The organism is Cellulomonas sp. zg-ZUI22 (genome assembly GCF_017353535.1).
Taxonomy (GTDB): Bacteria; Actinomycetota; Actinomycetes; order Actinomycetales; family Cellulomonadaceae; genus Cellulomonas; species Cellulomonas wangleii.
In genome coordinates this window covers 132,768-154,982 of sequence record NZ_JAFMUZ010000001.1, presented here as the reverse complement: position 1 = coordinate 154,982, position 22,215 = coordinate 132,768, and the positions used below count along the sequence as shown (strand labels likewise).

Genomic DNA, 22,215 nt, shown 5'->3' with positions numbered 1-22,215 from the left:
CCGCGGCGACCGCGGCGTCACCACGTCCAGCCGCGGGCGGCCAGCTCGACCTCCTCGCGGAACCGCTCCTGCGGGTCCCCGAGCGCGGCGGGCCGCACCTCCACACCCGCGAGCCGGCACGCCTCGGCCAGCAGCTGGTCGTACGCGAGCTGCGAGGCGATGATCCGCTCCGCCCGGGCGAAGGTGTGCTCGTCCACCTCGAGGCGGCGCACGTGGTCGGCCACGGCGCCCAGCCGCTCCTGCACCCGCAGCGTGAGGAAGGGGTCGTACGGGTCGGGGCGTCGCCGGCGCAGCCGTCCGGCCAGCGCCTCCAGCCGGTCGGCCAGCGCGGTGCGCCAGCGTGGGGGCTCGTCCGGCGAGGGGATCAGTGACCACACCAGGCACAGCAGCACCGTCGGGGCCACCGAGATGAGGATGAGGAGAGCCCAGGTCATCGCGCCTCCGTCGTACGTGCCACCAGCCTAGGCAGCGGATGTGACGTGTGCCACATGTGCGCCGGGCGCCCGGGGTGCGCCCGCGGCTCTGCACGCGCGACGCTCCCGCGCCCCCTACGGTGTGCCGGGGATCGGCGTCGACGGACGGGGAGCGCATGGGAGCCAAGGCCGCGGTCGCGGGGTTCGTCGCGATCGGACTCGTCGTCGGTGGCGCCTACCTGGCCGACGGCCTGGCGCGCGACGAGGCCGAGGGCCGGGTCGCGGACGTCATCACGCGCGAGCTGCAGGTCGAGGGGACGCCGGAGATCCGGATCGGCGGCTTCCCCTTCCTCACCCAGCTGCTGGGGCGCTCGCTCGACGACGTGACCGCGACGGCCGGTGCCGTGACGCTCGACGGGCTGCGCGTCACCGACGTGACGGTCGACGCGACGGACGTCTCCCTCGAGACGCCGTACCGCGTGGGCGACGTGCGCATCGACGCGACCGTCCCCACCGCGTCGATCGAGCAGGCGGTGCGGGACGAGGCGGACCTCGCCGTCACGGTCGACGGGTCCACGCTGCGCGCGTCCGGCGAGGTCCTCGGCCTGACGCTGACCGCCGGGCTCGTGCCGCGCGTCGAGGACGGCCGGCTGCTGGTCGACGTGCAGGACCTGACGCTCGGGGCGGGCACCCTGCGGCTCGACCAGCTGCCCGGCAACCTCGCGGAACGACTCGTCGGGATCGAGGTGCCGCTCGACGGGCTGCCCCCGGGCATCGTGCTGCAGGACGCCGAGGTCGTGCCCGACGGGGTGCGGGTGAGGGCCACCGGCGTCGACGTGGTGCTGGAGGGCGCGCGGTGAGCGGCCTGGCCGACCTGTGGACCCAGGTCACGACGCCCCAGCCGGCGCCCGACCGGCTCACCGTCGCCGTGGTCGCGCTCGTCGTCCTCGTCGCGCTCACCGTGCCGGGCGTGTGGCACCTGCTGCGCCACGGCCTGACGATCGTGCACGAGGCGGCCCACGCCGCGGTCGCGGTGCTGGTCGGGCGGCGCCTGTCGGGCATCCGTGTGCACTCCGACACGTCCGGCCTCACCGTCTCGCGCGGGCGCCCCCGCGGCCCCGGGATGGTGGCCACGGTCGCCGCGGGCTACCCGGGGCCCGCCGTGCTGGGACTGGCGGCCGCGTGGCTGCTGTCCCGGGGGTACGCGCTGGCGGTGCTGTGGCTGCTGCTGGTGGTGGTGGTGCTCGTGCTGCTGCAGATCCGCAACTGGTACGGGCTGTGGGCGGTGCTCGTCAGCGGGGCCGTCCTCGTCGTCGTGACCGTGTGGGCACCGGCGCAGGTGCAGGCCGTGGTCGCGGCGGGCCTCACGTGGTTCCTCCTGCTCGGCGCACCGCGCGCGGTCCTGGAGATGCAGTCGCAGCGGCGGCGCGTGCGACGCGGCGGCGGTCGTGACCAGTCCGACGCGGGACTGCTCGCGGGTCTCACGCACCTGCCCGCGGCGGCCTGGGTCGGGTTGCTGCTGGTGCTCTGCGTCGCGCTCCTCGGCATCGGCGGTGCGTGGCTGCTCGCGGCCTGGCCGACGCCCTGACCTGCGCGCCCGTTGTGGGACGGTGTGACCACGTGTGCGCCGAATGCGCTCCGCGGACGCGTCGGACGGAGCGCAGGACGACTGTTCAGATCTGCGATAGTGAAGCGGTGAGCACAACAGCAGACGTCGCTTCCCGGCCGGGACGTAACGAGTCGTTGTCGCTGCGACGGGCGCTCGCACTGCTCGAGGTGTGCGCCCAGGAGACCGACCCTGCCGGCCTGACCGCAGCCGAGATCGGCCGACGCCTCGGCGTCCACAAGTCCACCGTGCTGCGGCTCGCGGCACCGCTGCTGGAGTCCGAGCTGCTGCGCCGCGACCCCACCAGCGGACGGTTCCGCCTGGGTCCCGGCGCGCTGCGGCTGGGCCACGCCTACCTGTCGAGCCTCGACGTGGAGACCGTCGCCGCCGGTGCGCTCGACGACCTGGCCCGCACCAGCGGCTGCCTGGCCGTCCTGACCGTGCCGGACGGCGTCCACGTCCGGCTGGCTGCCCACCGCTCCGGCCCCGGCAGCGCCGGACGGTTCCCCGGTCGCATCCCGGCCACCGTGCCGATGCACTGCTCCGCGACCGGCAAGGCGATCCTGTCGGTCGCCGGGGCCGCCACCGTCGAGCGTGTGGTCGCCGCCGGCCTGCCGCCCGCGACGGGCCGCACCATCACCGACCCGGGCGAGCTGCGGGCCGAGCTGGTGCGCACCCGCCGGCGCGGGTTCGCCGTCGACGACCGTGAGCTCGACGCGGACCTGCGTGCCGTCGCGGCGCCCGTCCTGGACCACACGGGGGGGCGTCGTCGGGGCGTTGGCGCTGGTCGCGCCCGCCGCGCGGATGCCCGCCGCCGCCGTGCAGGAGCACGCCCGCGCCGTCGTCCTGGCCGCCCGCGCCGTGACCCGGCGGCTGGGCGGCGCCGTCATCGGACCGCGTGAGGCGTCGCCCGCACCCGCGGAGGCCCACCAGGTGCGCCGCGGCGCCTGACGTCACGGCCGCGACCCGCGGCGAGCGGGTCAGCCGCCGCCGTTCGCGGGCCGGTTGCCGCGTCGCCGGTGCGCGCGTCCGTCAGTCCACGACGACGCACCGGTCGATCGCCCGGGTCAGCGCGGTGTGCTCCGCCGCGGTCACCCACAGGCCGTACGCCGCCTTCACCACGGTCTGCCGCAGCGCGTACGCGCACCGGTAGCCGCTGCTGGGCGGCAGCCACGTCGCCGCGTCCCCGGCGCCCTTGCGCTGGTTGGCGGTCCCGTCGACCGCGAGCAGGTTGGCCGGGTCGTTGGCGAACGCGGCGCGCTTCTCCTCGGTCCACCCCTGGGCGCCCTTCTGCCAGGCGTCGGCCAGCGCGACCACGTGGTCGATCTGCACCTCGGACGACCGCTCACCGCGCTCGAACGGGATCGTCGTGCCGGTGTACGGGTCCAGCAGGGTGCCGCGCAGGACGACGCAGTCGTGCGTCCCGGGCTTCAGCTCCACGTCGACGAGGTCGCGCCGCAGGATGTCGTTGCGCGTGTCGCAACCGTTGCGGTCGACGTCCTCCCAGCGCTGCCCGAACGCCTCGCGGCTGTACCCGGTGCGCGGTGCACGACCCTTGACGGCCAGCTGCTCCAGGGCTGTGCGACCGGCGGCCAGGTCGGCGGCGGTGACCGGGTACTGCGCCGCTGCCCTGGCGTCGAGGACCACCGGCGTGCCGAGACCACCGGCCAGCCCGACCAGCAGGACGAGCACCCACGGCCAGGCGCGACGGGCGGACGAGCGGGCGGGGACCACGGACCGGGGACGACGGGGCACGGGGGGAGCATGCCGCACCGCGGTGACAGTCCCGCACTCCCTGGTGCCGGCGTGCGGTGGGGGCGTCCGCGGGCGGCCGGGGTCGGCTCGGTGGAGGCCGGGGTCGGCCGGGCGGGGGTCGGGTCCGCCGGGCGGGGGTCGGGTCGCCGGCTCAGGCCACCGGTCCGGGGCTGCCGGGCTCGTCGGCGTCGTTCGGCACGTCGGCCGGCAGCGCCTCGTGCCCCGGGCGGCCGTGGGTGCGCCCGTGCTCCTTGAGCCGGGCCTCGTACACGTGGCGGCGTCCAGCGGTCAGCTCGTCGCGCACGTGCCGCTCGGCGTCGGCGAACGCGCGGTGGTACCCCTCGTCGAACTCCTCGACCACCTGGAACGTCCACCGGCCGGGCAGCACGTTGCGGCCCACCACGTCCGCACGGACCCGGTCGGCGAGCTCCCCGTGCCCGGCCGCCTCCAGGTCGTCGAGCGCCTGCTGGAGCTCGGCGTCCGCGCGGCCGATCAGGCGGTGGAAGGCGTACAGCGTGCCCCGGGCGTGCTCGACGACCTCGAAGGCGGCCGTCACCGCACCGACGGCTGCCACGGTCGCGTCGTCGGTGCCGGGGGGCGGCAGGTGGTGGTCGTCGGGGCCGCCGTCCGCGACCGGTCGCGTCGTGTCGTCCATGCGCCCACCCTGCCGAGGACGCCGGCGGCCCGCATGCGGGGGCGTGCGACCGGACGCACCCGGACGCACCGGACCGCGTCCCGGGACGAACGTCCGGTGGCCGCCGTCCCGGGGGGGCGTCATGCTCTCGGGTGACGTCCAGGCACCCGAAGGAGGGACGATGACGACACCGAGCCCGGCGGACCGTGCCCGCGAGTACCGCGGCGTCCTGCGGCGCAGGTCCGTGGAAGACTCGATGGCCCAGCTCGACGACCCGGATCGTCGGCTGCACCGCACCCTCAACGCGTGGGACCTCGCCGTCCTCGGCGTCTCGGTGGCCGTGGGCGCCGGCATCTTCTCGGTGGGTGCGACCGCGGCGGCGAACTACGCCGGCCCGTCGGTCATCCTGTCGTTCGTCATCGCCTCGGTCGTCTGCGGCCTGGCGATCATGTGCTACGCCGAGTTCGCCTCGACGATGCCGGTCGCCGGGTCCGCGTACACGTACTCGTACACGACGATGGGCGAGCTCGTCGCCTGGATCATCGGCTGGGACCTGATCCTCGAGATGCTCCTGGCGTCCGCGGTCATCGCCAAGTTCTGGGGCGTGTACCTGTCCGACGCGTTCGGGCTGTTCGGCATCGACGTGCCCGCCACGGTGGAGGTGCTGGGCGCCGACGTCGCGTGGGGCCCGATGCTCATCGTCGCCGTGTTCACGGTGCTGCTGGCCATCGGTACGCGCCTGAGCACCCGCGTGAACAGCGTGTTCACGATCATCAAGGTCGGCATCACGCTCTTCGTCATCGTCGCCGGGTTCTTCTACGTCAAGGCGGAGAACTGGACGCCGTTCGTCCCGCCGTCGCAGCCGGCCGAGTCCGGCACCAGCGCGCTGCACCAGCCGCTGACGGGCTTCCTGCTGGGCATGGAGCCCTCCATGTACGGCGTCATGGGCGTCCTGTCCGGCGCGGCGCTGGTCTTCTTCGCGTTCATCGGGTTCGACGTCGTGGCGACCACCGCCGAGGAGACCAAGAACCCGCAGCGCGCCGTGCCCCGCGGCATCCTCGGCGGGCTCGCGCTCGTCACCGTCCTCTACATCCTGGTGACCGTGGTCGTCACCGGCATGGTCAGCTACACCGAGCTGGCCGAGTCCGGCTCCCCGTCCCTCACCACGGCGTTCGTGCTCGTGGGGGCCGACTGGGCGGGCCGGGTGATCTCGGTCGGCATCCTCGTGGGCCTGACGAGCGTGCTCATGGTGCTGCTGCTCGGCCTCACGCGCGTCATCTTCGCGATGAGCCGCGACGGGCTGCTGCCCCGTCCCCTGTCGCGCACCTCCTCGCGGTTCGGCACCCCGACGTGGCTGCAGGTCGGTGCGGGCGTGGTCGTGGCGCTCATCGCGGGGCTGTCGGAGGTCGAGCTGCTCGAGGAGATGATCAACATCGGGACGCTCTCGGCGTTCGTGCTGGTCAGCTTCGGCATCCCGCTGCTGCGCCGGTCGCGCCCCGACCTGACGCGCGGGTTCAAGGTGCCGTTCTCGCCGGTGCTGCCGATCATCTCGGGCCTCGCGTGCATCTGGCTGATGCTCAACCTCACGACGCTGACGTGGCTCCGGTTCCTCGTGTGGGTGCTCGTGGGCCTGGTCGTCTACTTCGGGTTCTCGTACCGGCACTCGCTGCTGGGCAGGGGGACGCCGGTGCCGGTGACGGCGGCGGACGAGCCGCTGCTGTAGCGGCCGGGCCGCGGTGACGGGCGTCCGGGTCGGTTCACCCGGACGCCCGTCCGCAGGAGTCTGCGGACCCACCCCGGTGGTGTGCGCCCTGGGGCATACTTGCGCGCACAACCCACCCGAAGGGACCCCTCTCCGTGACCGTCTTCCTCGTCATCGGGGGCATCGGCCTCGTCGTCCTGCTCGCGTCGCTGGTCTTCGGCGACATCTTCGAGTCGTTCGACATCGGTGAGGGCGGGTTCTCCGGCATCGCCGCCGGCGTGGGCGCCGTCGTGTTCGGTGCCAGCGGGGTCATCGCACTGTCGTCGGACCTGCCGCTCGTCTGGGCGTACGTGATCGGCGTGGGCTTCGCCGTCGTCGCCTTCGCCGCTGCCCAGGGCCTGGTCAAGCGGCTCTCGGAGACCGAGGACGCGCCGCCGCCGCCGCTGGACGGCGCGTTCGGCACGACGACGTCGACCACCGGCCCGTCGGGCGGCGAGGTCCGGCTCGAGGGCGTCCGCGACCTGGAGGCCCGGCTCGCCTGGGCCGACGAGGAGATCGCCGCGGGCACGCGCGTCGTCGTGGTCGCGGTGTCCGGGTCCCGCGTGCACGTGCGTCCCGTGTGACGTCCTCGACCACCTGAGCCGCACCGCGGCCCCGGGCACCATCCGCAGTACCCACAGGAAGGAGCCCGGCCCGGCCGGGACACCATGCTCGAGCTCGCGCAGGGAAGCATCACCGTCATCGCGGTCGGCGCGCTGATCATCGCGTTCGTCGCGGTGATCGCGCTCATCACCAAGCGCATCCGCCGGGTGCCGCCCAACGAGGCGCTCATCATCGTCGGTCGCGGGGCGGGGCGCGGTGCGGCTGCCGACACCGGCCAGCGCGTGGTCGTCGGCGGGCGGGTCTTCGTCTGGCCGGTGCTGCAGCAGGGCTTCCCGATCTCGCTCGAGCAGCGTCAGATCGGCATCACCGTCGAGGGCGTCGACAAGAACCGCATCAAGCTCGCCATCAAGGCGTCCATCAACTTCAAGGTCCGCGGCGACGAGGAGGGCGTGCGGCGTGCCGCACAGCGCTTCCTGTCCCAGCAGGCGACGCTCACCGACGTCATCCGGGAGTCCCTCGAGGGGTCGCTGCGCGCCATCATCGGCGACATGACGATCGAGCAGATCATCTCCGACCGCAAGTCGCTCCAGGACGCGGTCGTCGCCTCGACGAAGACGGACCTGGCCGAGCAGGGTCTGCAGGTCGACCTGCTCAACATCTCCGACATCTCGACGCCCGGCTCGGACTACCTGTCCAACCTGGGGCGCGCCGAGGCCGCCCGCGCCCGGCAGGTCGCCGAGGTCAAGGAGGCCGAGGCCCAGCAGGTCTCCGAGTTCGCCAAGATCCGGGCGATGGAGCAGATCGCCGAGCGTCAGCGCGACCTCGCGCTCAAGCAGGCCGCGATCAAGGCGGAGACCGACAAGGCGAACGCCGAGGCCAACGCCGCCGGCCAGCTCGCCCGGGCCGAGCAGGACAAGCTCGTCGCCCTGCAGGAGCGCGACGCCCTCGCCGAGAAGGCGAAGGTGACCGAGGAGCAGCTCGACATCGACGTCCGCAAGCCGGCCGAGGCGTCCGCGTACGCCGCGGTCCAGCAGGCCAACGCCGAGCGTGACGCCGCCAACGCGGCCGCCGAGGCCGACGCGTACCGCCGCATGAAGGTCGCCGAGGCCAACAAGATCGCGACGGTCCAGGACGCCGAGGCCGCCGCCGAGGCCACCATCCGCGCCGGTAACGCCGAGCGCGACCGGCAGCTCGCCGAGGCCAAGGCGCTCGAGGCGCTGGGTCTGGCGCGCGCCGCCGCCGCCCGTGCGGAGGGTCTGGCGCAGGCCGAGGCCACGCACGCGCAGGCCGAGGCGCTGCGCGAGCAGGGCGAGGCGGTCCTGGCCCAGCAGGTCATCGCGCTGCTGCCCGAGATCGTCCGCGCCGCCGCCGAGCCGATCGGCTCGATCGACCAGCTCACCGTGGTGTCGACCGACGGCGCGTCGGCCATGACGCGGACGGTCGGGCAGGTGCTGGGCGAGGGCCAGGAGGTCATCAAGTCCCTGACCGGCCTCGACCTCAACACGCTCGTCGCCGGCATCGCCGGCCGCGCCGTGGGCACCAACGGCGCACCCGCGGGCAGCAACCGCAGCTGACCGGCCCGGGCTGGATCGCCCCTCGTCATGAGAGGGCGATCCAGCCCGGTCGCCGAGAAGAGCTCCTCCGGCAGCGACCCGCACGGAATCCCCGGCGGGCACGCCGGGTTGTGCCAGGCATGCCCCTCACCGGTGAGTACGCCCCCAGCACGTCGGACCGCGCCCGCGAGCAGGTGGAGCTGTACGAGAGCTCCGGCGGGACGCGCGGCACGACGCTCGACGGGCAGCCCGTCGTCGTCCTGTGGACCCTCGGCGCGACGAGCGGGAAGATCCGCAAGACCCCGCTGATGCGCGTCGAGCACGACGGCGAGTACGCGGTCGTCGCGTCGCTCGGCGGTGCGCCGACGCACCCCGTCTGGTACCGCAACATCGTCGCCCACCCGCAGGTCGAGCTGCAGGACGGGCCCGTGCGCAGGGACTACGTCGCCCGCGAGGTGACGGGTGCGGAGCGGGACGCCTGGTGGGCGCGGGCGGTCGAGGTGTGGCCGGACTACGAGGCGTACACCCGGCGCACGGACCGGCTGATCCCCGTGCTCGTGCTCACCCCCGTCGACCGGCGCGACCAGGGCTGACCACGGCAGGAACGGGCATCGCGCGCACCGGCGCGGACCGGGCCGCAGCGTCCTGTCACGGCGTGGGCGTGCGGAGCCGGCGGCGGGTCAGGCGGGTGGTGACCACACCGCGCTGCGGGCCGAACAGGTGCACGAGCGCGAAGACGACGCCCTGCGTGAGCACGATCGTCGCGCCCGACGCCGTGTCGGCGTAGTAGCTGACGTAGAGGCCCACGACCCCGCAGGCCGCGGACAGCGACGGCGCGATCAGCAGCATGCGGGAGAACCGGTCCGTCAGCAGGTACGCCGTGGCGCCGGGGACGATGAGCATGGCCACGACGAGCACCACCCCGACGGCCTGCAGGGCGACGACCGCGGTGAGCGCCAGCAGCCCCAGCAGCAGCGCGCCCAGACGCCGCGGGCTGATGCCGATGGCGTGCGCGTGCATCGGGTCGAACGCGTACAGCGTGAGGTCCCGGCGCCTGACCAGCAGCACGGTGAGGACCACGGCCCCCAGCCCGCCGATCTGCACCAGGTCGGTGCCGGACACCCCGAGCAGGTTGCCGAACACGATGTGGTTGAGGTCCGTCTGGCTGGGCGTCACCGACACCAGCACCAGTCCGAGGGCGAACAGCGACGTGAACACGATGCCGATCGCGGCGTCCTCCTTGACGCGGCTGGTGTCCCGGACGAACCCGATGAGCACGACCGCCAGCACGCCGAACACCACGGCCCCGAGCGCGAACGGCGCCCCCACCACGTACGCGAGGACCACGCCGGGCAGCACGGCGTGCGACACCGCGTCACCCATGAGGGACCACCCGATGAGCACCAGCCAGCACGACAGCACGGCGCACACGACCGACGCGACGACGATCGTGACCAGGGCGCGCACCATGAAGTCGTAGGTGAGGGGCTCGAGCAGCAGGTCCAGCGGGCTCATCAGGGCACCTCACGGACGTCGGAGCCGAACGCGAGCGCCAGGTTCTCGGGCCGCAGGACGTCCTGCGGCGTGCCGTGCACCAGGACGTGGCCGTGCAGCAGCGCGGCCTCGTCGGCCAGGGCGGGCAGCGCGTGCAGGTCGTGCGTCGAGACGAGCACGGCGGCCCCGGCGGCGGCCAGCTCGCGCAGCAGCCGGGTGATCGTGGCCTCGGAGCGCTTGTCGACCCCCGCGAACGGCTCGTCCAGCAGCAGCACGGTCGCGCCCTGCGCGAGCCCGCGCGCGACGAACGCCCGCTTGCGCTGCCCACCCGACAGGCGCCCGATCTGCCGGTCCGCGAGGTCGGTCAGCTCGACCCGGGCCAGGGCCTCGTCGACGGCGGCGTGGTCGGCGCGGCCGGCGCGGCGCGTCAGGCCGAGGTGCCCGTAGCGGCCCGTCATGACGACGTCCCGCACCGACAGCGGGAACGTCCAGTCCACGTCCTCGCTCTGCGGCACGTAGCCCACGGCCCCGCGTCGGCGGGCGGCCGCGGGGTCCGTGCCGTCGACCAGCACCGTGCCCGCGTCCGGGCGGACGACCCCCATGACGCACTTGAAGAGCGTGGACTTGCCGGAGCCGTTGACGCCGACCAGCCCGCAGACGCGGCCGTGGTCGAGGGTCAGGCTCGCCCCGTCCAGGGCCCGCACGGTGCCGTAGCTGACGTGCAGGTCGCGGACCTCCAGGGCGTGCGTCACGAGGTGCGCCCGGTGAGGCCGTCGACGATGACGCGCACGTCGTGGCGCAGCAGGTCGAGGTACGTCGGGACGGGACCGTCGGGCTCGGACAGCGAGTCGACGTAGAGCGTGCCGCCCAGCACCGCGCCGGTGGCCTCGGCGACGCGGCGCATGGGGGCGTCGGAGACGGTCGACTCGCAGAAGACGGCCGGCACCTCGTCCGCGCGGACCGTGTCGACGACGGCCGCGACCTGCCGCGGCGTGGCCTGCTGCTCGGCGTTGACGGGCCAGATGTAGTGCTCCGTGAGCCCGGCGTCCCGCGCCAGGTAGGAGAAGGCGCCCTCGCAGGTCACCAGCGCGCGGTGCTGCTCGGGCAGGGCTCCCAGCGCGGTGACCAGCTCGTCGTGGACCTGCTGCAGCTCGGTGCTGTAGGCGTCGGCGTTGGCGCGGTAGTCGTCGGCGTGCGCGGGGTCGAGGTCGGCGAAGGCGTCGGCGATGTTCCGCACGTACACCTGGGCCTGCAGCGGGCTCATCCACGCGTGCGGGTTGGGCCGGCCGGCGTAGGCGTCGCCCGTGACGTCGATGACGTCCACCCCGTCGGAGACCACCACGTGCGGGGCGTCCAGGCCGTCGACGAACTGCTCGAACCACCGTTCCAGTCCGAGGCCGTTGTCGAGGACGAGGTCGGCGCGACGGGCGCGGGCGATGTCGCCGGGGGTGGGGTCGTAGCCGTGGACCTCGGCACCCACGCGGGTGATCGACTCGACCTGCAGGTGCTCGCCGGCGACGTTCGCGGCGATGTCGGCCAGGACGGTGAACGTGGTCAGGACGACCGGGCGGCCGTCGTCCGCGGGGCGTGCGGTGCAGCCCGCGAGCAGCGCGAGGACCGTGAGCACGGCTCCCGCGCACCACGACCGGCGGTGCCGCGGGGAGGGGTGTCGCATGCTGCCGAACCTAGTTTCGGCCGACCGAACTCGCAAGATCCCCCGGACGTAACTTCATGCGCTGACCAAGGATGGACGCCATGACGCTGCCCACCCTGCCCACCCGCCCGGTGGCCGACCCCGCCGCCGTGGTCCAGGGGGACACCTACCGGATCACCGTCCTGACCGACGGTCTGCTGCGCCTGGAGCACTCCCCGGACGGTGTCTTCGAGGACCGACCGTCCACGTTCGCGCTGCACCGCCGCCAGCCCGTCCCCGAGTTCCGCGTGGTCGACCGCGGCACCCACCTCGAGGTCGTCACGCGGCGCCTGCGCCTGACGTACGACAAGGGGCCGTTCACCACCAGCGGGCTGTCGGTCGCGGTGCTGGGCGCCGTCACCACCTGGCACTCGGTGTGGCGCTACGGGCAGGACGACGACGGTCGCAACCTCGGCGGCACGGCCCGCACGCTCGACGAGGCGGACGGGGCCGTGCCCCTGGAGCCGGGCGTCGCCGGCCGCTACGGGTACGCCGTGATCGACGACTCCCGCTCCCTGCTGCTCACCGAGGACGGCTGGGTGGCGCCGCGCGACGACCGCCGCACCGACCTGTACGTCTTCGCGTACGGGCACGACCACGCCGAGGCGGTGCGCGCGCTCTACGCGGTGTCCGGCCCGCAGCCCGTGCTGCCGCGCTGGGCGCTGGGCAACTGGTGGAGCCGCTACCACCGCTACACCGCCGACGAGTACGTGGCCCTGCTCGACCGGTTCCGCGCCGCGGGCGTCCCGTTCTCGGTCGCGGTCCTCGACATGGACTGGCACGTCACGGACGTGGACCCGGCGATCGGCAGCGGCTGGACCGGCTACACCTGGGACCGCGAGCTGTTCGGCGACCCGGCGGCCTTCCTCGCCGAGGTCCACGCCCGCGGTCTGCGCGTCACCCTCAACGTGCACCCGGCGGACGGCGTCGGCCCGCACGAGGAGGCGTACGGCGCGATGTGCCAGGCCCTCGGCCTGGACCCGTCGACCCGTGACCCGATCGCGTTCGACGTCACCGACGAGGCCTTCCTCACCGCCTACCTCGACGTCCTGCACCGCGGCCTGGAGGACGAGGGCGTCGACTTCTGGTGGATCGACTGGCAGCAGGGGCCGCACTCGCGCGTCGCCGGCATCGACCCGCTGTGGATGCTCAACCACTTCCACTTCCTCGACAACGCGCGCGACGGGCGCCGCCCGCTGACGTTCTCGCGGTACGCCGGGCCCGGGTCGCACCGGTACCCCGTCGGGTTCTCCGGGGACGCGGTGGTGTCGTGGGCGTCGCTCGCGGCCCAGCCGCACTTCACGGCCACCGCCGCGAACATCGGGTACGGCTGGTGGAGCCACGACATCGGCGGGCACATGTTCGGCGCCAAGGACGACGAGCTCGCGACGCGCTGGGTGCAGCTCGGCACGTTCTCGCCCGTCCTGCGGCTGCACTCGTCGAACAACCCGTTCCTCACCAAGGAGCCGTGGGCGTTCGGCCCGGAGCACGCCGCGGTCCAGACGGACTTCCTGCGGCTGCGCCACCGCCTGGTGCCGTACCTGCACACCATGAACCACCGGGCGGCGCGCGAGGGCGTGCCGCTGGTGACGCCGATGTACCACCGCTGGTCGCGGCACCGCGAGGCGTACGGCGTGCCCGGCCAGTTCCTCTTCGGGTCGCAGCTGCTGGTGGCGCCCGTGACGTCGCCGCGGGACCGTGGGTCGGCCACGGCAGCGGTGCGTGCGTGGCTCCCGGACGGTGCGTGGGTCGACGTGCTGACCGGCCTCGTCTACGACGGCGGCCGCGAGCTCGTGCTGCACCGCGACCTGGCCGCCGTGCCGGTGCTCGCGGCGGCCGGCGCGATCGTCCCGCTCGACGCGGCGGACGTGCCGGACGACGACCCGGTCGAGCCGCGCGCGCTGGAGGTCCTCGTCGTCGTCGGCGCGGACGGGGCGTTCACGCTCGTCGAGGACGACGGCACGGGCGACGGCCTGGACTCCTCCCGCGTCGCGCGCACGCCGCTGACGTGGGACCAGGCGCGCGGTGCGCTGACCGTGGGACCGGTCGAGGGGGCCGCCGGCGTCGTGCCCGCGACGCGCACGTGGACCGCGACGTTCGTGTCCGTCGCCGACGACGTCACGCCGGTGACGACCGTCGAGGGCGCACCGGCCGAGCCCGTCGTCGCCCGTGCCGCCGACGGCCGGCTGCGGGTGACGGTGGCCGACGTGCCCGTCGGGGCCACGCTGCGCGTCGGGCTCGGCGAGGCGCCGGCGCTGCGGCCGAACGACGTCGCGGGGAGGCTGCACCGGCTGCTGGACGTCGCGCAGGTGGGCTACGAGCTCAAGAGCCGCGTGCTCGACGTGCTGACGTCCGACCGTCCGCTGCACGTGCGGCTGTCGCACCTGGCCGCGCTCGACGTGCCGCCGGCGCTGCGCGGGGCGCTGGAGGAGGTCGTGCTCGCGCGCGTGCCCTGAGGGTGCGAACGGGTGACGACGGGGTCGGTGGCCCGGTCGACACGGACAAGTCCGGCATCATGAGGGCCCCACCCTCTGGAGGACCCTCTCGTGCGTGCTGCCCGCCGCCGTCGCCCGGCTCGTGCCGGCCTCGTCGTCGTTCTCGTCGCCGTGCTGCTCGCCGCCTGCACCGGCGGCGGCGCGACCCCGGACGGCGAGACCGACGGGACGCCCACCGCCGACCCCGGGCCGCGGCCCGAGGACGTGGTGGCGAGCGAGGTGGTCGTGACGTCGGAGGCCGAGGTGCGCGTCGACGTGCACCCGGTGGTGCGCGTCGGGGACCTCGCCGTGCTGACCCTCGACCTCATCCCGCCCGACCCGTTCCCGGAGACGGGCAGGGTGCACGTGCACGGGTGGGACGTCGACGGGCTCACGTACCACCTCACCAGCGAGGCCCCGTCGAACGTGCGGCTCGTCGACCTCGTCCGTGACGTGGTCCTGCACGGCGGCACGGACGGCGAGGGCGCCCCGGTCGTGGCACCCGAGGGCTGGGCGACGCTGCGGGACCCCGCCGGGACCCGCCTGCAGATCCCGTTCGCGGCCCCGCACCCCGACGCCGACGAGGTGGCGCTGTTCCTGCCCGGGGCGCCGCTGGTCGCCGCCGTGCCCGTGATCGACGGGGACGTGCCGGCGAGCGTGCGTCCGGCGTCGGCCGCCGCGCCCACCGGGACGCCCGGCGCGTCCGGGTCCGCCACGGCGAGCGCGTCGCCGGCGCCGGCCCCCGAGGTGCTCGACCTGGACGCCGTGGCCGCCGCGCCCGTGTTCCCCCTGGAGTCGACGAGCATCGAGCTCGCCGGCGCGGTGACGACCGTGGAGTCGCAGGAGCGCGTCGACGTGTCCCTCGGGTCGGACGTGCTCTTCGAGTTCGACCAGGACGTCCTGACCCCGGCGGCCGACGAGGCGCTGCGCCTGGTGGCCCAGCGGCTGACGGAACGCGCGCCGGGCGACGTCACGGTCGTGGGGCACACCGACGACCAGGGGGACGAGGCGTACAACGCCGACCTGTCGCAGCGCCGTGCCCGGACTGTCGCCGACGCCCTGGGTGCCCTCGTCGACCCCGCGTCGTACCCCATGGGCGTCGAGGGGCGGGGCGAGTCCGAGCCGGTCGCGCCGAACACGTCGGACGAGGACCGGGCCCTGAACCGTCGCGTGACGGTCACCCTCACGTCCACGATGGTGACTCGCACCGAGCTGACGACCGGGGGCGAGCTGCCCCCGTTCGGCCAGGAGGGCCAGGTCGGCACGGCGGGCACGCCGCTGCCGGTCGACGCCCTCATCGACTGGGAGGTGGAGGCGACCGCGCGACGCGTGCACGGGCACGTCGTGGTGGACCTGGTCGCCCGCAACGTCGACGACCGCTCCAGCTCCGGTGCCAAGATCGGCTCCCTGGACGGCGGGGACCGGGGCCGGGGCGAGGGCACGACGGCACCGAGCGCGTCGTCGAGCGGCACGATCCTGCACGGCGCGACCCGGGTGCTCCCGCTGGACTACCGCACGGGCGTCTCGGAGCGGCACCCCGGTGGCGAGTGGTTCGCGCTCGCGGACCTCACGGTCGGCGGCGACATGGACCCGGGGCAGGCGCGCACGTTCTCCTTCGTCTACCCGGAGCTGGACGTCGACACCGTCACGTTCCAGGCGGGGACCGGGCGGAGCTCGTCGTACGACTTCCGCATCCTCGACATCCCCGTCGCGGCGGAGGGGACGGGCTGACGCCGCGCCGCCGCTCGTAGGCTGACGACGTGGACGAGTACACGATGACCGGGTTCCGGGTGCGCGAGCACCGCGTCGAGGTGCCGGTCGACCGGGGGGACCCGCAGCGGTTCGGCTCGGTCGAGGTGTTCGCGCGCGAGGTCGTCGACCCGGAGCGCGACGGCGAGGACCTGCCGCTGCTGCTCTTCCTGCAGGGCGGCCCCGGCGGCATGGGGCCGCGCCCGACGCCCGGCGGCGGGTGGTGGGCGACCGCGCTGCGCACCCACCGCGTCGTGCTGCTGGACCAGCGCGGAACGGGCCGCTCGTCGCGGATCGAGGGGGCGGACGTCGCGGCGTTCGACGACCCCGCCCGGGCCGCGGACTACCTGGCGTGCTTCCGCGCGGACGCGATCGTCGAGGACGCCGAGCACCTGCGCCGCACCGTGTACGGCGGGCGGCGGTGGACGACGCTGGGGCAGTCCTACGGCGGGTTCCTCACCCTCACGTACCTGTCGCGGTACCCCGAGGCGCTCGAGGCGTGCTGGATCACCGGTGGTCTGCCGCCCGTCGGCGCCACGGCCGAGGACGTGTACGCCGCGACGTACCCCCGGCAGGCGGCCCGCAACCGCGCGCTGCACCGCGCCTTCCCGACGGACGTCGAGCTGCTGGGGCACCTCGCCGACCGGGTCGCGGCGGGGGGCGTCGTGCTGCCGACGGGTGACGCGCTGACGGTCGAGCGGCTGCAGACCCTGGGGATGTCGCTGGGCATGAGCACCGGGGTGGACGACCTGCACTGGCTGCTGGACACCGCGCTCGACCGCCACGGCGAGCCCGCGCCGGGGTTCCTCGCGCAGGTCGCCGCGCGCACGGGGTTCGACACCAACCCGCTGTACCTGGTGCTGCAGGAGGTCATCTACCACTCCGGTGAGCGTGAGCCCGGGTGGGCCGCGGCGGCCGAGCACGCCCGCCACCCGGCCTTCGCGGCCACCGCCCGCCCGCTGCTGCTCACCGGCGAGGCCGTGTACCCGTGGATGTTCGACCAGGTCGCGGCGCTGCGCCCGTTCGCGGCCGCCGCCCACGAGCTCGCCGCCCGGACCGACTGGCCCGCGCTCTACGACGTCGACCGGCTCGCCGCCAACGAGGTCCCCGTCGCCGCCGTGCAGTACCTCGACGACCCGTACGTCGACGTCGACCTGGCGCGCGCGACCGCGGCGGGCCTGGGCAACGCGCAGGTGTGGCTCACCAACGAGTACCTGCACGACGGGCTGCGCGTCGCCGGTGACACGATCCTGCCGCGGCTGGCCGACCTGACGTCGGGCCGCTGGACGGTCACGTCCGGCTGACGCGGTCCGCGGTGGGCCGAACGGGCGGAGTCGGGGCCGTCACCCCGACGACCGGGGCGAATCGGGCATCATGAGCAGCCCCACCCCTGAGGAGATCTGACCCGTGCCTGCTCGCCGCCTCCGTCCGCTGACGACCCTGGCCGCTGCGCTCGTCCTGGCCCTCGGGGCCTGCACGACGGGGGACCCGGGTCCCGCCGCCGGCGCGACCACCGCGGCCGGTACGCCGTCGGCTGCGCCGGCGCCCCAGCCCGACGACGTCGTCGCGTCGTTCGTGGTCCCCTTCAACGGTCACGACGTGGACGTCGAGGTGTACCCCCTCGTGCGACACGGCGAGCACGTCGTGCTCACGGTGGACTTCACCGCCCGGGCGCCCGCCGTGCCGGAGGAGGACAGCGTGATCCTCTTCGGCCTCGGGGGCCGGGCCTTCACGACGGAGATCCTGCACGGTCCGGTCAACCTGCGGCTGCTCGACCTGGAACGCGACGTCGTCCACCACGTCGCGCGTGACGCGCAGGGACGTCCCGTCGTCACCGACGGCGACTGGGACGTCATCGGGACCGCGGACGGTACCCGGCTGCAGACGGCGTACGCCGCCCCGCCGCCGGACGTCCGGAGCATGTCCCTGTTCCTGCCCGGTGCGCCGCTGGTCGCGGACGTCCCGGTCGTCGACGGCGACGCGCCGGCCCCGGTCCGTGCCGTCGCCGGCGCGACCGCCACGCCGGCGGAGGAGCCCGACGGGCTGGACTGGGACGCGGTCGTGGCCGCACCGACGTTCCCCCTGGAGTCCGCGAGCGTCGAGCTCGCCGGCGCCGTGACCACGACCGAGTCGGTCGAGCGGGTCGAGGCGTCCCTCGGGTCCGACGTCCTGTTCGAGTTCGACCAGGCCACGCTGACGCCGCAGGCCGGCGAGGCGATCGCGCTCGTCGCGCAGCGGCTCGCCGAGCGCGAGCCGGGACCGGTCACCGTCGTCGGGCACACCGACGACCAGGGGGACGACGACTACAACCTCGACCTGTCGCGGCGTCGCGCGCAGACGGTGGCCGACGCCCTCGGGGCGGCGGTCGGCCCGTCGTACCCGTTGCAGGTCGAAGGACGGGGCGAGGCGGAGCCGTTCGTGACCAACGACTCCGACGACGACCGCGCCCGCAACCGGCGCGTGGCCGTGACCCTGGAGTCGACCGTCGTGACGCAGACCGAGGTCACCGCCGCCGGGGAGCTGCCGCCGTTCGGGGAGGACGGCACGGTCGGCAGCGCCGGCGGAGGGCTGCAGCTCGGGGACGACCGCGCCCGGTGGCTGCTGGACGCGACGGCCCGTCACGTCCACGGGCACCTGGTGGTCGACCTGGTGGTGACGGCACCCGAGGGGCAGGACGAGGCGGTCTTCGCGGCCCTCAGCAACGTCCTGTCGTCCCACCGCGGCGACGGGACCGTCGTGCCGATGCAGAACGCCGCCCGCGTCTCCGTCCTCGACGGCGCGGTCCGGCTGTTCCCGCTGGACTACCGCACGGGTGACCGTGAGGGCTTCCCGGGAGGGGAGTGGTGGAGCGTCGCCGACCTCGAGGGCACGCCCACGCTCGCCGGGGGTCAGCGGCGCACGTTCAGCGCGGTCTACCCCCGCATGGACACCGCCGAGGTCACGCTGCAGGCGGGCGACGGCGGCTTCAGCTCCAACGACTTCCGGATGACCGGTGTGCCCGTGGTCGCGGACGAGTAGGGGACCGTCGGGCTGACGCGCGGCACCCGGTGCGCCCCGCGGGCCCCACGCCCGTGCGGGGCGCAGGACCGCGCGCAGCACGTGCTCAGGCCGAGCTGCCGGTCCCGGCGTCGCCGGGCCGTGCCGGCGGGGTCCTCCCGTCGGTCGGGGCCTCGGGACGCCGGCCGTCGCCGGCCGGGGGCTGCGGCCTGCCGCCCCCGTCGGTGGGCGCCTGCGGCCACGCGTCGTCCCCGGTCGGCGGCTGCGGCGCGGTCCCGCCGCCCGGGGCCCCGCCCGGCCCGCCTGTCCCGCCCGACGCGACGCCCGCCGTCGCCGTGGCGCGCTCGGTGCCGCCGGTCGCGTCCCCACCGGCGCGCAGCCCGCCGACCGACTCCCCGGACGCGGACCCCCCGACGACGAGCCGGTACGTCGCGTCCGCCACGACGTCGCCCGACGAGTACACGACGTTCCGGACGTCCCGGCCGGTCTCGAAGGTCGCGACGAGCGTGCCGTCCTCCGCGACGACGTGCACGACGCTCCCGGCGGGCACGGCCTCGTCGGACGTCAGCGACACGAACGACTGCGGGCTCGACACCGCCGGGGTCTGCGCCATCTCCCCCGCGCCGGTCGCGAGCAGGACGCCACCGCTGACGGTGATCGCGCCGTTGGCGTCGAACGCCGACTCGGGGCCGCGGGCCGGGCCGTCGACCACGACGGTGCCGCCGCTGATCGTCACGGTGCCGTTCGAGTCGATCCCGTCGCCGTCCGCGTGCAGCACGACCGTGCCGCCCGTGACGGCCACCTCGACGCCCTCGACGGCCTGCTCGGGTGCGCTGGTCGCGGGGTCGGAGCCGTTGACGGCGTCGTCGGACGCGACGACGGTGACGTCGCCGCCGGTGACGGTCACGACCGTGCCCTCCAGGCCCTCGACACAGGCCGCGACGTCGACCGTGCCGCCCTCGACCAGCAGGCCCGCCTCGGCGTGCGCGGCGTCGTCCCCGGCGGACAGCTGCACGTCGCCGTCGGTGACCGTGAGGTTCCCGTCGGAGTGCAGCGCGTCGTCGGCCGCGTCGACGCGCAGCTGCCCGCCGCCCACGACGAGCGCGACGCCCGCGGCGAGCCCCTTCGGGCTCAGGTCGTCCGTCACGGACGCCGCCTGCGACGCGCCCCCGCCCGCGACGACGGACACCGACCCGCCGCCGACCAGCACGTCGGTGGTCGCCGTGATCCCGTCGTCGCCGGACGTCACGTCGGCCGTGCCGCCCGCGACGTGCACGTACCCGCGGGTCGCGTCGTCGTCCGCGTCGGACTTCAGGCCGTCGCCGCCCGCCTCCACGGTGAGCGCACCGTCGAGCACGACGAGCGCGTCCTTGCCGCGCACGCCGTCGTCGACGGCGGTGACCGCGACGGTCCCGGACGCGAGGACGAGGTCGTCCTTCGACGCGATCCCGTCGTTCGCGTTGCCGGTGACCTGGAGCGACCCGGCGCCGGCGATCGTGAGGTCCGCGGTCGAGAACACCGCCGCGTCCGGGGCGTCCTCGGCGTCCGCGTCGGCGTACGTCGCGGCGTCCGCCAGGGTGTTGGACGACCCCTGGGCCAGGCCCACCACGACCTCCTCGGCGGCGGTGACCTGCAGCGCCGACGTGGTCGACGACGTGATCGACGCGCCGTCCAGCACCACGGTCACCTGCTCGTCGTCCGCGGTGTCGACGACGACCTGGCCATCGGAGAGCGTCCCGGTCAGCACGTACGTGCCGGCGGCGGTGATCGTCACCGTGCCGCCGTCGACCTGCACACCGTCGCCGTCGGCGTGCGCCGTGGTGCCGTCCAGGGTGACGGTGACGGCGCTCGCGGCGTCCCAGGTGGTGTCCGACGTGACGTGGTCGTGGTTCGCGGCGAGCTCGGCCTCGACGGTCGTGTCGGCGTCGGCCGGGTCGACGTCGGTGACCGCGCTCGTGGCGGAGTCGGTGGCCGCGTCGGTCGCGTCGGCCGACGGCGTCGCGGTGCTCGTGCAGCCGGCGAGGAGGACGGCGGTGAGCGCGGCCGGCAGGGTCAGCCGGGTGAGGGTGCGTCGCATGGGTGCTCCGTTCGTGGGGGCCGGTCAGCCGGCGGGGACGAGGGCGGGCGCGACGTGCCGGTCGAGCACGGGCCGCCAGGGGGTGCAGGGCAGGCGCGGGTCGAGGACCGCCATGCCGGTGCCGTACTTGGACAGGCGTACGGGCCGGTGGCCGTGGCGCCACAGCAGACGGTCGGCGGCCGAGGGCGTCGAGCCGGTCTTGGTCTCGACGACGGCCAGGCCGTCGAGCCGCAGGGCGGCGTGGGACGGCGCGACCGTGCCGGTCCCGGCCCAGGTGAGCCCGGTGTCGACGGTGACGCGGGAGGGTGTCGGGCCCGTCAGCAGGAACGTGCGTCGCGCGTACCGCGTGACCAGCGCCGGCGTCAGCGGGTCGGCCGGGGCGGGCACCGTGGCGGCGTCGAGCACACCGGCGACGAACGCGGTCGCCGCACCGGTCAGCGGGGCGGACGGGTCGGCGTCGTACGGCAGCCGCGTCTTGACGGTGGTGCCGCGCGGTCCGCGGGTCTTCACCTCGACGAAGCAGGCGCCGGAGTCCAGGTAGGTGCGGGCGCGGACCTTGAAGCGCCGACGCCTGCGCCGCGCGGCGCCGCGGAAGCAGGTGAGGTCCGGGGTGTCGAGGTACACCGACGCGTAGCCGAAGCGCTCGCGGCCGTCGACGCGCAGCACCCGCAGGCCGTCGCCCAGCCGGTCGTGCAGCGCGGCCACCAGGGCCTCGGCGACGGCCACGGGGACGACGTACTTGCGGTCGACCCGGGTCTGCAGGCCGGCACGCGCCCTCAGCTCGTCGAGGGTCACGCCGGCGAGGTCGCCGAGCGGGACGGACCCGGACGGGGCGCTCACCGCGCCACCCCCGCCAGGACGGGTGCGCCGGCGGACGCCGCGTCGGCGGGACGGCGCGCGCCGTCGAGGAGGGAGTAGCGCACCTCGACCCAGGTGGTGTCGTTGACGAGGTCGAGGCGCTGCACGTCCACCGCGTGCACCCGCGCGCCCAGCAGCTCCTCCAGGTGGGCGACCAGCGCCGCCTCGGACGTGAACGCCCGGTCCAGCACGACCGTCTGCGAGCGGTACCGGCGCAGCAGCCGCGGCGAGTCGCCGACCGCCATGACCGCGACCACCAGCGCCATCAGCCCCACGCCGAGCGGCACGGACGTGACCCCGAGCCCGCCGACGAGCCCGAGGGCCAGCGCCGAGAAGTAGTAGGCCACCTCGCTCTGCGCCAGCTCGGTGGACCGCAGCCGGATGATCGACAGCACGCCGAACAACCCGAGCCCCAGGCCGGCGCCGACCGTCCCGGACCCGAGCGCCGCCGACACGGCCAGCACGCCCACGTTGACGCCCAGGTAGGCCACGACCAGGTCGCGGCGGCGGTGCCGCGGCACGTAGAGGGCGAAGGTCAGGACGACGACGGCGACGAGGTCCGCCGCCAGCAGCGTGAGGTCGGGCACGGGTGCCTCCGAGCGTCGGT

General features: G+C 74.9%; 20 protein-coding genes. 11 read left to right on the top strand and 9 right to left on the bottom strand.

Annotation, left to right across the window (positions count from 1 at the left end; all coding sequences use genetic code 11):
- Nucleotides 1-17 precede the first annotated feature (17 nt).
- Nucleotides 18-434 (bottom strand): hypothetical protein, encoded by a 417-nt coding sequence (locus J1G43_RS00745; protein ID WP_207340148.1) that lies wholly within the window; start codon nt 432-434, stop codon nt 18-20.
- A gap of 155 nt (nt 435-589) precedes the next feature.
- Between J1G43_RS00745 and J1G43_RS00740 the strand changes: the two genes are divergently transcribed.
- From J1G43_RS00740 to J1G43_RS00730, 3 genes are all read left to right on the top strand, one after another.
- Nucleotides 590-1,273 (top strand): DUF2993 domain-containing protein, encoded by a 684-nt coding sequence (locus J1G43_RS00740; protein ID WP_207377746.1) that lies wholly within the window; start codon nt 590-592, stop codon nt 1,271-1,273.
- Complete coding sequence (locus tag J1G43_RS00735) at nt 1,270-2,001, top strand: M50 family metallopeptidase (RefSeq protein ID WP_207377745.1); 732 nt, start codon at nt 1,270-1,272, stop codon at nt 1,999-2,001. The genes J1G43_RS00740 and J1G43_RS00735 overlap by 4 nt, the downstream gene beginning before the upstream one ends.
- A gap of 107 nt (nt 2,002-2,108) precedes the next feature.
- Nucleotides 2,109-2,921, top strand: coding sequence for an IclR family transcriptional regulator (locus J1G43_RS00730; protein ID WP_207377744.1), 813 nt, complete (start codon nt 2,109-2,111; stop codon nt 2,919-2,921).
- 130 nt (nt 2,922-3,051) lie between these two features.
- Here the strand turns inward: J1G43_RS00730 and J1G43_RS00725 are convergent, their stop codons facing one another.
- Nucleotides 3,052-3,774: an HNH endonuclease family protein gene (locus J1G43_RS00725; RefSeq protein WP_307859432.1), complete on the bottom strand. Its 723-nt coding sequence runs from the start codon at nt 3,772-3,774 to the stop codon at nt 3,052-3,054.
- A gap of 151 nt (nt 3,775-3,925) precedes the next feature.
- Nucleotides 3,926-4,429, bottom strand: a complete 504-nt coding sequence (locus J1G43_RS00720; RefSeq protein ID WP_207377742.1) for a hypothetical protein — start codon at nt 4,427-4,429, stop codon at nt 3,926-3,928.
- Nucleotides 4,430-4,589: 160 nt separating this feature from the next.
- Here J1G43_RS00720 and J1G43_RS00715 point away from each other — a divergent pair, with 160 nt between their 5' ends.
- The 4 genes from J1G43_RS00715 to J1G43_RS00700 all read left to right on the top strand — a co-directional run bounded on the left by J1G43_RS00715 (nt 4,590) and on the right by J1G43_RS00700 (nt 8,859).
- Complete coding sequence (locus tag J1G43_RS00715; protein WP_207340154.1) at nt 4,590-6,131, top strand: amino acid permease; 1,542 nt, start codon at nt 4,590-4,592, stop codon at nt 6,129-6,131.
- 134 nt (nt 6,132-6,265) lie between these two features.
- Complete coding sequence (locus tag J1G43_RS00710; RefSeq protein ID WP_207340155.1) at nt 6,266-6,733, top strand: NfeD family protein; 468 nt, start codon at nt 6,266-6,268, stop codon at nt 6,731-6,733.
- 84 nt (nt 6,734-6,817) lie between these two features.
- On the top strand, nt 6,818-8,287 hold the full coding sequence (locus tag J1G43_RS00705) for a flotillin family protein (protein ID WP_207340156.1): 1,470 nt from the start codon (nt 6,818-6,820) through the stop codon (nt 8,285-8,287).
- 119 nt (nt 8,288-8,406) lie between these two features.
- Complete coding sequence (locus J1G43_RS00700) at nt 8,407-8,859, top strand: nitroreductase family deazaflavin-dependent oxidoreductase (RefSeq protein WP_207369632.1); 453 nt, start codon at nt 8,407-8,409, stop codon at nt 8,857-8,859.
- Between the two features lie 55 nt (nt 8,860-8,914).
- On the opposite strand, the gene J1G43_RS00695 is transcribed toward J1G43_RS00700, so the two are convergent.
- The 3 genes from J1G43_RS00695 to J1G43_RS00685 are packed head-to-tail and all read right to left on the bottom strand — an operon-like array spanning nt 8,915 to nt 11,435.
- Nucleotides 8,915-9,781: a metal ABC transporter permease gene (locus J1G43_RS00695; RefSeq protein WP_207340158.1), complete on the bottom strand. Its 867-nt coding sequence runs from the start codon at nt 9,779-9,781 to the stop codon at nt 8,915-8,917.
- Nucleotides 9,781-10,512, bottom strand: a complete 732-nt coding sequence (locus J1G43_RS00690) for a metal ABC transporter ATP-binding protein (RefSeq protein WP_207369631.1) — start codon at nt 10,510-10,512, stop codon at nt 9,781-9,783. Before J1G43_RS00690 ends, J1G43_RS00695 begins: the two co-directional genes overlap by 1 nt.
- Nucleotides 10,509-11,435, bottom strand: a complete 927-nt coding sequence (locus J1G43_RS00685; RefSeq protein ID WP_207369630.1) for a metal ABC transporter substrate-binding protein — start codon at nt 11,433-11,435, stop codon at nt 10,509-10,511. Before J1G43_RS00685 ends, J1G43_RS00690 begins: the two co-directional genes overlap by 4 nt.
- A gap of 80 nt (nt 11,436-11,515) precedes the next feature.
- On the opposite strand from J1G43_RS00685, the gene J1G43_RS00680 reads away from it, so the two are divergent.
- The 4 genes from J1G43_RS00680 to J1G43_RS00665 all read left to right on the top strand — a co-directional run bounded on the left by J1G43_RS00680 (nt 11,516) and on the right by J1G43_RS00665 (nt 18,694).
- Entirely contained in the window at nt 11,516-13,909 is a 2,394-nt protein-coding gene (locus J1G43_RS00680; protein ID WP_207377741.1) for a glycoside hydrolase family 31 protein, read from the top strand.
- 90 nt (nt 13,910-13,999) lie between these two features.
- Nucleotides 14,000-15,658 (top strand): OmpA family protein, encoded by a 1,659-nt coding sequence (locus tag J1G43_RS19505; RefSeq protein ID WP_207377740.1) that lies wholly within the window; start codon nt 14,000-14,002, stop codon nt 15,656-15,658.
- Nucleotides 15,659-15,702: 44 nt separating this feature from the next.
- Nucleotides 15,703-16,980 carry an alpha/beta fold hydrolase gene (locus J1G43_RS00670; RefSeq protein WP_207378249.1) on the top strand — a complete coding sequence of 426 codons (1,278 nt, stop codon included), beginning with the start codon at nt 15,703-15,705 and terminating at the stop codon, nt 16,978-16,980.
- A 103-nt stretch (nt 16,981-17,083) separates the two neighbouring features.
- A complete protein-coding gene (locus tag J1G43_RS00665; protein WP_207377739.1) occupies nt 17,084-18,694 on the top strand; it encodes an OmpA family protein in 1,611 nt (536 codons plus the stop codon).
- 85 nt (nt 18,695-18,779) lie between these two features.
- Here the strand turns inward: J1G43_RS00665 and J1G43_RS00660 are convergent, their stop codons facing one another.
- Genes J1G43_RS00660 through J1G43_RS00650 form a run of 3 tightly spaced genes read right to left on the bottom strand, consistent with a single transcriptional unit; the run spans nt 18,780 to nt 22,195 of the window.
- Complete coding sequence (locus tag J1G43_RS00660) at nt 18,780-20,750, bottom strand: carbohydrate-binding domain-containing protein (RefSeq protein WP_207377738.1); 1,971 nt, start codon at nt 20,748-20,750, stop codon at nt 18,780-18,782.
- 24 nt (nt 20,751-20,774) lie between these two features.
- On the bottom strand, nt 20,775-21,590 hold the full coding sequence (locus tag J1G43_RS00655; RefSeq protein ID WP_207377737.1) for a polyphosphate polymerase domain-containing protein: 816 nt from the start codon (nt 21,588-21,590) through the stop codon (nt 20,775-20,777).
- The gene (locus tag J1G43_RS00650; RefSeq protein WP_307859429.1) at nt 21,587-22,195 is read right to left on the bottom strand and encodes a DUF4956 domain-containing protein; all 609 of its coding nucleotides are present in this window, start codon (nt 22,193-22,195) and stop codon (nt 21,587-21,589) included. The genes J1G43_RS00655 and J1G43_RS00650 overlap by 4 nt, the downstream gene beginning before the upstream one ends.
- Nucleotides 22,196-22,215: the final 20 nt, after the last annotated feature.

Excerpts from the sequence above, each read along its gene's own strand:
- J1G43_RS00745 (WP_207340148.1), bottom strand. The coding sequence starts at position 434 with ATGACCTGGGCTCTCCTCATCCTCATCTCGGTGGCCCCGACGGTGCTG.
- J1G43_RS00740 (WP_207377746.1), top strand. The coding sequence starts at position 590 with ATGGGAGCCAAGGCCGCGGTCGCGGGGTTCGTCGCGATCGGACTCGTC.
- J1G43_RS00720 (WP_207377742.1), bottom strand. The coding sequence starts at position 4,429 with ATGGACGACACGACGCGACCGGTCGCGGACGGCGGCCCCGACGACCAC.
- J1G43_RS00715 (WP_207340154.1), top strand. The coding sequence starts at position 4,590 with ATGACGACACCGAGCCCGGCGGACCGTGCCCGCGAGTACCGCGGCGTC.
- J1G43_RS00705 (WP_207340156.1), top strand. The coding sequence starts at position 6,818 with ATGCTCGAGCTCGCGCAGGGAAGCATCACCGTCATCGCGGTCGGCGCG.
- J1G43_RS00700 (WP_207369632.1), top strand. The coding sequence starts at position 8,407 with ATGCCCCTCACCGGTGAGTACGCCCCCAGCACGTCGGACCGCGCCCGC.
- J1G43_RS00695 (WP_207340158.1), bottom strand. The coding sequence starts at position 9,781 with ATGAGCCCGCTGGACCTGCTGCTCGAGCCCCTCACCTACGACTTCATG.
- J1G43_RS00685 (WP_207369630.1), bottom strand. The coding sequence starts at position 11,435 with ATGCGACACCCCTCCCCGCGGCACCGCCGGTCGTGGTGCGCGGGAGCC.
- J1G43_RS00680 (WP_207377741.1), top strand. The coding sequence starts at position 11,516 with ATGACGCTGCCCACCCTGCCCACCCGCCCGGTGGCCGACCCCGCCGCC.
- J1G43_RS00670 (WP_207378249.1), top strand. The coding sequence starts at position 15,703 with ATGACCGGGTTCCGGGTGCGCGAGCACCGCGTCGAGGTGCCGGTCGAC.
- J1G43_RS00660 (WP_207377738.1), bottom strand. The coding sequence starts at position 20,750 with ATGCGACGCACCCTCACCCGGCTGACCCTGCCGGCCGCGCTCACCGCC.